The following is a 10,134-nucleotide window of genomic DNA, read 5'->3' on the forward strand; positions in this document are numbered from 1 at the left end:
GCTGTTTCCTCCTCTTGCAATAAAATACTAAAGGCAAACAAATTAAGTTTGCCCACAGCATGCTTTTATGGGTTAAAACAGTTGTCCACATGTGGACAACTGTCAAAATACGCGTGGCTGTACAACGTACAACAATAACACAAAATGCATGAAATCAAAAGATACAGCGCTCGATTTTGGTATTTTTTTCAGGTTCACTCGCAAATATGATATGCATAAATATACAATCGTAGAATTGCTGCTTCTCTGTTCTTTCCATAAAAAATGCCCGCTGGCGTCATATAAATGACGCCAGCGGGCATTTGCTTCCATTATTTATGCGGTTCGATGACCAAATAGCGGTTCGGGTCTTTTCCTTCCGAATACGTGTCGATATCCAGCCGACGCGACAGCGCCTGATGGATCACTTTCCGCTCGTAAGACGGCATCGGTTCGAACTGGACACGGTTTCCGGTGCGGATCGCTTTGTCCGCCATCCGGTCCGCCAATTGTTCCAAGGTTTCCTGGCGGCGTTCCCGGTAATTTTCGGCATCCAACTCGACAATCATGAATTGTTCAGCGTGGCGATTCGCCACCAATTGCGCCAATTGCTGAAGCGAATTCAAGGTCTGCCCTCTTTTGCCGATGAGCATCGCCACTTTTTCGCTTTCCAATTTAAAACGCACCGTTTTGCCTTGTTTTTCATGCGCAACAGTCAAATCGTCGATCTTCATGCCTTTTGCAACATCTCTTAGATAGGTTTTCGTTTCTTCGATCGCTTTGTCATTCGATGGTTTCATTGCAGGTTCTGCAGCAGATCCACCGAAATCCGGTTCTTCTCCCTCTTCTACTGGAGCTGACGGCATCTCTGCCGCAATCTCTTGTTCAGAAGGTTTGGCGTTATCCGCTTCCGGCGTTTTTTCCGTCTGTTGCGGCACCTTTTCAGTTTCTGGCTGCCCCGATTCCATCACTGTGACTTCAACTTCCGCATCTTTAGCACCGAATCCGAAAAACCCCTTTTTTCCTTCTTCGATAACGCGGACCGTCACTTCATCGCGTGATTTCTTCAGTTTTTCCAACGCATTTTCAATCGCTTGTTCAACCGTTTTCCCCGTTTGTGTAAGATGCTTCACTTTTTAGCCCCTCCTGTTTTCGTTTTAACAGGCTGTTGCACTTCTTTCTTTTCCCATGGACGGTAAATGAACATGTTTTGGATTAGCGAGATGATGTTCCCGATTACCCAGTAAAGCGTCAATGCGGATGGCAAGATGATCCCGAACCCGGCAATCATGACCGGCATGAAATACATCATCGCTTTCATTTGCGGGTTGTCCATCGCAGGGCCCGTGCGCAGAACGATCAATTGCATGACACCGGCTGTAACGGCCAGGATAATGCTTGGTTCTGCCAGCGGGAAGATCAAAAATGTGCCAAGATCGATTTCCGGCGTTGCATTCATGCGGCTGATCGCGTGATAGAAACCGATCAGAATCGGCATCTGGATGACGATCGGCAAACAGCCGGCCATCGGGTTGACGCCTTTTTCCTGGAACATTGCCATCATTTCCTGCTGGTATTTCTGCTGGGTGACGGCGTCTTTCGATTTATACTTCTCTTTTAACTTAGCCAGCTCAGGCTGGATTTCCTGCATGCGTTTCGAACTTTTCGTCTGCTTGATCATCAATGGCAATAAAGCCAAACGGATGAGAATCGTTACTGCGATAATCCCGAATCCATAAGTACCTAAGAAATCCTTAAAGAATACGATGATCGATACTAACGGCCAAACGACAAACTCGTTCCAAAACCCTTCGCTTTGGTCGCTGATCGGCTGGTCAAACTCCATACAGCCCGACAATAAGAGGGCAACAGCCACCAAGGCGAAGAGCAATCCTGTTCTCTTCTTCACTTTGCTTCCTCCAAACTCTATTCAATTACTTCCTATAGTAACATCCGGATCGACCCGGCATCTACTTCTTCGGCAAAGCGCGTGCAATCTTCAGCACATGCTCCAGGCTTTTCTTGCTTTCGTGAAAATCTAAATTGGCCGCCTGTGGTCGGGCGATGATAATGTAATCCGCGTTTGGCAGGAGATCATCCTTCAATTCCAAGAAGGCTTGGCGGATATAGCGCTTGACGCGGTTTCTAGCGACCGCATTGCCGACTTTCTTGCTGACAGACAGGCCCAGGCGAAACTCGTCCTGCTCGCCTTTCAGCAAATAGACGATGAATTGCCGATTCGCAAATGATTTTCCTTTTTTGAAAACGCGCTGAAACTCCGTATTCTTCTTGATCCGCTGCTGCTTATTCATTCTTTCACCTGCTACTTGCTTATTTTGACGCATTTTCGCTCAAATTCGGCGAAAAAGAAAAAAAAGACCACTGATGCGGTCAGTGGACTTTAAGCTGATAGTACTTTTCTTCCTTTACGGCGACGGGCAGCGATAACGCGACGTCCGTTCTTTGTGCTCATGCGTGCTCTGAAGCCGTGCACTTTGCTGTGTTTGCGTTTATTTGGTTGGTATGTGCGCAATGTCATGACCTTACACCTCCTATATAAAAGTTAACTATTTTCTAAAGACAGTCTCGACTATTATAAGGGCGCTAGCTTGTCCGTGTCAATCATTTCTTTTAAATGCAAGAGATCCGCCAGGCAATCCAAAAAGAAAAGTTATACACAATCGGGGAGGATCTACAGTTAACTTCCTGTGACCTCATTTTTTGCGAATTTGATTTATCCACATGCCTTATCGACAGGTTTTTCACATAGGAACTGCCTGTGGATATCAAAAATGTGCACAAACACCGCCATGTGGATAAGTGAAAGAAATGCTTGTAATGTCTATCGTTTTTTGATAACATTGTTTTGTTTTCACTTGTTAACAATTTCTATCCCGAAATAGTTATCCACATATTGTGGGTAAGGTGTGGATAGTTTTCCCCAAGCCTGTTTATAGATCTTATCCACAGGCTGTGGTTTTGTGTATGGTATACTGTAAAAAATCTTTACATATAAAGGAGATACGCTATTGGAACACTTAGACGAAATTTGGTCGAGTGTCTTAGCCCAAGTCGAGAAAAGAATCTCCAAGCCCAGTTTTGAAACTTGGCTCAAATCTACCAAGCTCTTGTCCTATAAAGAAGATACTGTAACCATTTCAGCCCCAAATTCATTTGCGCGCGACTGGCTTGAAAACCATTATGTGCACTTGATCACCGGCATTTTGACAGATCTGACAGGGGACGAAGCGCTTATTAAATTTGTGGTGCCAAAAGATCAGGATATGGATGATTTCCAGCTTCCCGCTCCCCGTGTCAAACCGGGGCAGGCGGAGCAGCAAGAGTTTTTGCCGGGCATGCTGAACCCGAAATATACCTTTGACACATTCGTCATCGGTTCCGGCAACCGCTTTGCGCACGCTGCATCGCTGGCTGTCGCCGAAGCACCGGCAAAAGCTTATAACCCGCTTTTCATCTATGGAGGCGTAGGACTTGGCAAGACCCACCTTATGCACGCAATCGGACATTATGTCATTGAACACAACCCAGACGCCAAAGTGGTTTATTTGTCGTCGGAAAAATTCACCAACGAGTTCATCAACTCGATCCGTGACAACCAGACCGTCGATTTCCGCAATAAATACCGCAATGTCGATATTTTGCTTATTGACGATATTCAATTTTTAGCCGGAAAAGAGCAGACACAGGAAGAATTCTTCCATACATTCAATACGCTGCACGAAGAATCCAAGCAGATCATCATCTCGAGCGACCGGCCGCCAAAAGAGATCCCGACACTCGAAGACCGCTTAAGATCGCGCTTTGAATGGGGATTGATCACCGATATCACGCCGCCGGACTTGGAAACGCGGATTGCCATTTTGCGCAAAAAAGCCAAAGCGGACGGCCTGGACATCCCGAACGATGTTATGACCTATATCGCCAATTCAATCGATTCCAACATCCGCGAGCTCGAAGGCGCCTTGATCCGCGTCGTCGCTTATTCCTCCCTGATCAACCGGGACATGAGCGCAGAGCTTGCCGCAGAAGCGTTGAAAGACATTATGCCGAACTCCAAGCCAAAAGTGATCACCATCTTGGACATCCAAAACGCAGTCGGCGAACAGTTCAACGTCAAATTGGATGATTTCAAAACGAAGCGCCGCACGAAGGATATTGCGTATCCACGTCAAATCGCGATGTATTTATCGCGCGAAATGACAGATTTCTCGTTGCCGAAAATCGGCGAGGAATTCGGCGGCCGCGATCACACGACGGTCATCCATGCACATGAAAAAATCAACACGATGCTGAAAGAGAACCAGCAGCTTCAGCAGGATATTAAAGAAATTCGATCTGCACTCGGGAAATAAGGCTGTGGATAACCCCCGATTTTCTTAAGCAGTTTATGCACAGTTTGTCTACATGTGGATAAGCTGCTTTTATTGCTCATATCGGGCTTATCCACATATTCACAGCCCCTACTACTATTACTGTCTTTAAGTACTAATAACTAAAATATATATATAAGCGAGGTTCGAGAATGAAATTCGAGATAAAACGTGAGCGATTAGTTGAAGGTTTAAACGATGTAATGAAAGCAGTCAGTTCAAAAACAACGATTCCGATTTTGACTGGGATCAAGATGGATGTTTCTACAGAAGGCATGCGCTTAACAGGAAGTGACTCAGATATCACGATCCAAACTTTCATCCCAGCAGAAGAGGATGGAAAACAATTGATCGATGTCACTGAAGGCGGAAGCATCGTTCTTCAAGCAAAAGTATTCGGGGAAATCGTCCGCAAATTGCCGACTAATGAAGTCGAAATCGAAATCAACGGCAATTTCCAGACCCATATCCGTTCAGGAAAATCCGAATTCCACTTGATCGGGCTTGACGCAATGGATTATCCACAATTGCCGGATATCCAAGACGACCGCATTTTCACGATTCCAGCGGATCTGTTGAAAACCATCAATAGAGAAACGGTATTTGCCGTGTCCAGTTCTGAAACGCGCCCGGTACTTACTGGCGTTCATTGGGAGGTAAAAGATGGGGAGCTGGTTTGTGTTGCAACCGACAGTCACCGTTTGGCACGCCGCAAAACGAAACTCGAAACTTTGCCGGAAGGGGAGTACAGCGTCGTCATTCCAGGGAAAAGCTTGAATGAGTTGAACAAAATCCTCGATGACACGTCCGATCCGGTTGAAATCGTCATGACCAACCAGCAAGTGTTGTTCAAATCGAAGCACATCTTGTTCTTCTCCCGTCTATTGGAAGGGAACTACCCGGATACATCCCGCCTCATTCCGTCTGAATACAAAACGACGGTAACGGTAAACGGCCGTTCATTGCTTCAGGCAATCGACCGTGCATCATTACTTGCGCGCGAAGAACGCAATAACGTCGTGCGCTTCTCCACAAACGAAGGCAGCGAAGTAGAAGTCTCTTCGAATTCCCCGGAAGTCGGGAAAGTCGAAGAGCAATTGCAGGCACAAAGCGTCGACGGCGAAGAGCTGAAGATTTCCTTCAGTGCGAAGTTCATGATGGATGCTTTGAAAGCGATCGATGGCCAAGACGTCGTTATCCAGTTCACTGGAGCGATGCGCCCATTCATTTTGAAATCGGCCTTGGATGACTCAATTCTTCAATTGATTCTTCCTGTCCGGACATATTAATTAGAACCAAAACCCTCAGGATAGCCCATAAAGGCTATCCTTTTTACTTATGGGGGCAAATAGGGTAAAATAAAGGGATAGACTACGAATCGAAGGATGAGTGCATTTTGAAGGAAATCGGTATTGAGACAGAATTTATTACACTTGGACAGCTGCTTAAAATGACAGACACAATCAGTTCAGGCGGCATGGCCAAATGGTTTTTGAGTGAACACGAAGTATTCGTGAACGGAGAAGCGGAAGACCGCAGAGGGCGCAAATTGCGTCCAGAAGATACTGTGAACATACCGGGGACGGGGGAATTCCGCATCGTTGTCGCCGAAGGCATGAGCTTCGATGCGGATTGACAACCTCGAGTTAGTCAATTACCGCAACTATGAAACGCTCAAGCTCGATTTCTCGCCGGAGATCAACGTCTTTATCGGCGAGAACGCGCAAGGGAAAACCAATATCATGGAATCGCTCTATGTTTTATCGATGGCGAAATCCCACCGGACGAGCAATGACAAAGAATTGATACGCTGGGACGCGGAATATGGTAAAATTAAAGCTGATGTGCTCCGGAAATATGGCAAACTGCCGCTTGAAATCAGCTTTTCTAAAAAAGGCAAAAAAGCGAAAGTGAACCACCTGGAGCAGAGGCGGCTGAGCGATTATATCGGTCAATTGAACGTCGTCATGTTCGCTCCTGAAGACTTGCATTTAGTCAAAGGCAGCCCGCAAGTCAGGCGCCGCTTCATCGATATGGAAATCGGCCAGATTTCACCGGTCTATCTCCACGATCTCGTTAATTATCAGAAGCTGTTGAAACAGCGCAACCATATATTGAAGCAGCATTACGGCAAACAGGCGATCAATGACGTCATGTTCGAGGTATACACCGAACAATTCATTGAAGCTGCTGTAAAAATTATACAAAAAAGATTCCAGTTCATGGAATTGCTGCAAAAATGGGCAGAGCCGATTCATCATGGCATTTCCCGTGGGCTTGAAAAACTGGAAATCCGCTACCAGCCAATTAGTGGGTTGAAGCCCGAATGGACGCCTGCTGAAATGGCGTCCTTTTTAGAGCAGAAGCTTCAGGAAGTGAAAAAGCGTGAGCTCGACCGCGGCGTAACGCTGGTCGGACCGCACCGCGATGATCTGCAGTTCATGGTCAACGGCTATGACGTCCAGACATATGGCTCCCAAGGGCAGCAGCGCACGACAGCCCTGTCTTTGAAGTTGGCGGAAATCGAGCTGATCAAGCAGGAAGTCGGCGAAGCGCCGGTTCTTTTGCTGGATGACGTGCTTTCCGAACTGGACGATTACCGCCAGTCGCATTTACTCAACACCATCCGCGGATCCGTGCAGACCTTTGTCACCACTACCAGTGTCGAAGGCATCCAACACGAGACCATTCAAAGCGCCCGCCTTTTCGAAGTATCGAAAGGAACGGTCAAGGAGTGAACATGCATGTATGTCCAGATCGGAGCCTCCCAACTGATTGCCGTCACGGAAATCCTTGCGGTCGTCCATCATGAACATTATGTCCACTCCGCTTTTACGCGGCTTTTAGTCCCGCCTGAAGCGGTGAAATCCTATGTCGTTACCGATGATTTCGTCTATGGGTCACCTTATCGGCCCCAGGCACTGCTGAATAAAATTCAGCAAAACAGGTTATAACCGGTCAATGGAAATAATGAGTTGTCAAGAAAGAGCAGGTGAACGGAATGGCTATGGAAGATACGAATCTTGAGCAATCTTATGGCGCCAATCAGATTCAAGTATTGGAAGGCTTAGAAGCGGTACGGAAACGGCCGGGCATGTATATCGGTTCTACGGGATCGAGAGGACTGCACCATTTGGTTTGGGAAATTGTGGATAACAGCATCGATGAAGCCCTTGCCGGCTATTGCGATGAAATCCGCGTCACAATCGAAAAAGACAATTGGATCCGCGTGGAAGATAACGGCCGCGGGATTCCAGTCGATATGCAAGAAAAAATGGGCCGTCCGGCTGTTGAAGTCATCATGACGGTTCTTCACGCCGGCGGTAAATTCGGCGGCGGCGGTTACAAAGTATCCGGCGGCCTCCACGGTGTTGGTGCGTCAGTCGTCAATGCGTTGTCCGAGACAACGGAAGTTTATGTGCACCGTGACGGCAAGCGCCACTTCATTCAATTTGAGCGCGGTGCAGTCAAAAAAGAACTTGGCGTCATCGGCGAAGCCGACAAGACCGGCACAACGATCCGTTTTAAAGCGGACGGGGAAATCTTCAAAGAAACAACAGTTTACGAGTTCGATATTCTGGATCACCGCCTCCGCGAGCTCGCCTATTTGAACCGCGGCTTGAAAATCGTGGTCGCTGATGAACGTGAAGGCTTGGAGCAGGAAAAGAAATACCACTATGAAGGCGGTATCAAATCCTACGTCGAGCATTTGAATAAATCGAAAGATCCTCTTCATGAAGAAGCGATTTTCGTCGAGTCGGAGCGGGACGGCATCAATGTTGAAGTCGCGATGCAATACAACGGCGGATTTGCGGCAAATATCTTTTCATTCGCGAACAATATCAGCACTCATGAAGGCGGAACGCACGAATCCGGCTTTAAAACGGCGTTGACGCGCGTCATCAACGATTACGGCCGCAAGAATGGCTTGTTAAAAGATGCTGAAGCAAACTTGACTGGTGAAGACGTAAGGGAAGGGTTGACGGCGATCATTTCCGTTAAGCATCCAGACCCTCAATTCGAAGGCCAGACCAAGACAAAGCTCGGCAATACTGAAGTATCAACAATCGTCAATAATTTATTCTCTAACGGATTTGAACGCTTCTTGCTGGAAAATCCATCAACCGCCAAGAAAATCATCGAAAAGGGCATCATGGCTTCCCATGCCCGTATGGCTGCCAAAAAAGCACGTGAATTCACGCGCCGCAAATCGGTCCTGGAAGTCTCAAGTTTGCCAGGGAAACTCGCAGACTGTTCTTCGCGCGACCCGAAAATCAGCGAAATTTATATCGTAGAGGGCGATTCAGCAGGCGGATCCGCAAAATCCGGCCGCGACCGCCATTTCCAGGCGATTCTGCCCTTGCGCGGAAAAATTCTCAACGTAGAAAAAGCGCGCCTGGATAAGATTCTGGTCAACGCAGAGATCCGCAACATCATCACGGCGCTCGGCACAGGAATCGGCGAAGAGTTCAACCTCGATAAAGCGCGTTACCATAAAGTCGTTATCATGACCGATGCCGATGTCGACGGCGCCCATATCCGTACCTTGCTGTTGACGTTCCTATTCCGCTATATGCGCCCATTGATTGAAGCGGGCTATATTTACATCGCACAGCCGCCATTGTTCCAGATCAAACAAGGCAAGCATGTCGATTATGTTTACTCGGATGCGCAGCTGAAAGAAGCATTAGCAAAACTTCCGGGATCCCCTAAGCCGCATGTCCAGCGCTATAAAGGACTCGGCGAGATGAATGCCACTCAATTATGGGATACCACGATGGATCCTGATTTCCGTACCTTGCTGCAAGTCACGCTCGAAGATGCGATGACAGCGGATGAGACTTTCCATATGTTGATGGGAGACGACGTCGAACCGCGCCGCAATTTCATTGAAGAAAACGCCAGTTATGTGAAGAACTTGGATGTATAACGCAACAAGAGTTGAGAGGAGGCTGCGGATATGGCGGAACGGCCAGGCAGCGGAGTAGAAGAAATAAATATCAGCACGGAGATGCGCACATCATTCCTTGACTATGCAATGAGTGTCATCGTTTCACGTGCGTTGCCGGATGTCCGGGACGGCTTGAAGCCGGTGCATCGGCGCATTTTATATGCCATGCATGACCTCGGAATCACAGCGGATAAAGGCTATAAAAAGTCAGCACGTATTGTCGGTGACGTAATCGGTAAATATCACCCGCACGGCGATAGCGCGGTTTATGAAACGATGGTACGGATGGCTCAGGATTTCAGCTATCGCTATATGCTCGTCGACGGCCACGGGAACTTCGGTTCTGTCGATGGTGACGCAGCAGCAGCAATGCGCTACACAGAATCCAAAATGTCGAAAATTTCCATGGAGCTTTTGCGTGATTTAAATAAAAATACGGTTGATTACAAGGAAAACTATGACGGTCAGGAAAAAGAACCGGTTGTCCTCCCGAGTAGATTCCCGAACTTGCTTGTCAACGGGACTTCCGGAATCGCAGTCGGGATGGCTACGAATATCCCGCCCCATAATCTCGGAGAAACCATCGATGCAGTTCTCGCATTAGCCGAAAACCCGGCCATTACGACAGAAGAATTGCTCGACTTCCTTCCAGGCCCTGATTTCCCGACCGGAGGCATCATCCTCGGACGGAGCGGCATCCGCCGTGCTTACGAAACCGGAAAAGGTTCGGTGTTGATCCGTGCGGTCGTTGAAATCGAAACAAAACCGAACGGCAAGGAAGTAATCCTCATCCATGAACTTCCTTATCAAGTC

General features: G+C 47.7%; 11 protein-coding genes (1 of these 11 only partly in view). 7 read left to right on the forward strand and 4 right to left on the reverse strand.

The window, feature by feature from the left end; genetic code table 11:
• Positions 1 to 311: 311 nt before the first annotated feature.
• The 4 genes from jag to rpmH form a co-directional block, all read right to left on the reverse strand.
• Entirely contained in the window at positions 312 to 1,112 is an 801-nt protein-coding gene (gene jag / locus AUC31_RS15790) for an RNA-binding cell elongation regulator Jag/EloR (protein ID WP_058382270.1), read from the reverse strand.
• A complete protein-coding gene (gene yidC, locus AUC31_RS15795) occupies positions 1,109 to 1,888 on the reverse strand; it encodes a membrane protein insertase YidC (RefSeq protein WP_058382269.1) in 780 nt (259 codons plus the stop codon). Before yidC ends, jag begins: the two co-directional genes overlap by 4 nt.
• Positions 1,889 to 1,949: 61 nt before the next feature.
• Entirely contained in the window at positions 1,950 to 2,291 is a 342-nt protein-coding gene (gene rnpA / locus AUC31_RS15800) for a ribonuclease P protein component (RefSeq protein WP_058382268.1), read from the reverse strand.
• A gap of 89 nt (positions 2,292 to 2,380) precedes the next feature.
• Positions 2,381 to 2,518, reverse strand: a complete 138-nt coding sequence (gene rpmH, locus AUC31_RS15805; RefSeq protein WP_033544046.1) for a 50S ribosomal protein L34 — start codon at positions 2,516 to 2,518, stop codon at positions 2,381 to 2,383.
• 490 nt (positions 2,519 to 3,008) lie between these two features.
• On the opposite strand from rpmH, the gene dnaA reads away from it, so the two are divergent.
• From dnaA to gyrA, 7 genes are all read left to right on the forward strand, one after another.
• Entirely contained in the window at positions 3,009 to 4,352 is a 1,344-nt protein-coding gene (dnaA, locus tag AUC31_RS15810) for a chromosomal replication initiator protein DnaA (RefSeq protein WP_058382267.1), read from the forward strand.
• Between the two features lie 170 nt (positions 4,353 to 4,522).
• Entirely contained in the window at positions 4,523 to 5,659 is a 1,137-nt protein-coding gene (gene dnaN, locus AUC31_RS15815; RefSeq protein WP_058382266.1) for a DNA polymerase III subunit beta, read from the forward strand.
• Positions 5,660 to 5,766: 107 nt separating this feature from the next.
• Positions 5,767 to 6,006, forward strand: a complete 240-nt coding sequence (gene yaaA / locus AUC31_RS15820; RefSeq protein ID WP_058382265.1) for a S4 domain-containing protein YaaA — start codon at positions 5,767 to 5,769, stop codon at positions 6,004 to 6,006.
• The gene (gene recF / locus AUC31_RS15825) at positions 5,996 to 7,108 is read left to right on the forward strand and encodes a DNA replication/repair protein RecF (protein WP_058382264.1); all 1,113 of its coding nucleotides are present in this window, start codon (positions 5,996 to 5,998) and stop codon (positions 7,106 to 7,108) included. Before yaaA ends, recF begins: the two co-directional genes overlap by 11 nt.
• A 6-nt stretch (positions 7,109 to 7,114) precedes the next feature.
• Positions 7,115 to 7,324: a hypothetical protein gene (locus tag AUC31_RS15830; RefSeq protein ID WP_058382263.1), complete on the forward strand. Its 210-nt coding sequence runs from the start codon at positions 7,115 to 7,117 to the stop codon at positions 7,322 to 7,324.
• Between the two features lie 47 nt (positions 7,325 to 7,371).
• Positions 7,372 to 9,300 (forward strand): DNA topoisomerase (ATP-hydrolyzing) subunit B, encoded by a 1,929-nt coding sequence (gene gyrB, locus AUC31_RS15835; protein WP_058382262.1) that lies wholly within the window; start codon positions 7,372 to 7,374, stop codon positions 9,298 to 9,300.
• A gap of 30 nt (positions 9,301 to 9,330) precedes the next feature.
• Positions 9,331 to 10,134, forward strand: partial view of a DNA gyrase subunit A gene (gene gyrA, locus AUC31_RS15840; RefSeq protein WP_058382261.1) — the beginning only. 1,791 nt of this gene lie beyond the right edge of the window; the window shows 804 of its 2,595 coding nt (coding positions 1-804); its start codon is at positions 9,331 to 9,333; its stop codon lies off the right edge, out of view.

It is taken from the genome of Planococcus rifietoensis (assembly GCF_001465795.2).
Lineage (GTDB): Bacteria > Bacillota > Bacilli > Bacillales_A > Planococcaceae > Planococcus > Planococcus rifietoensis.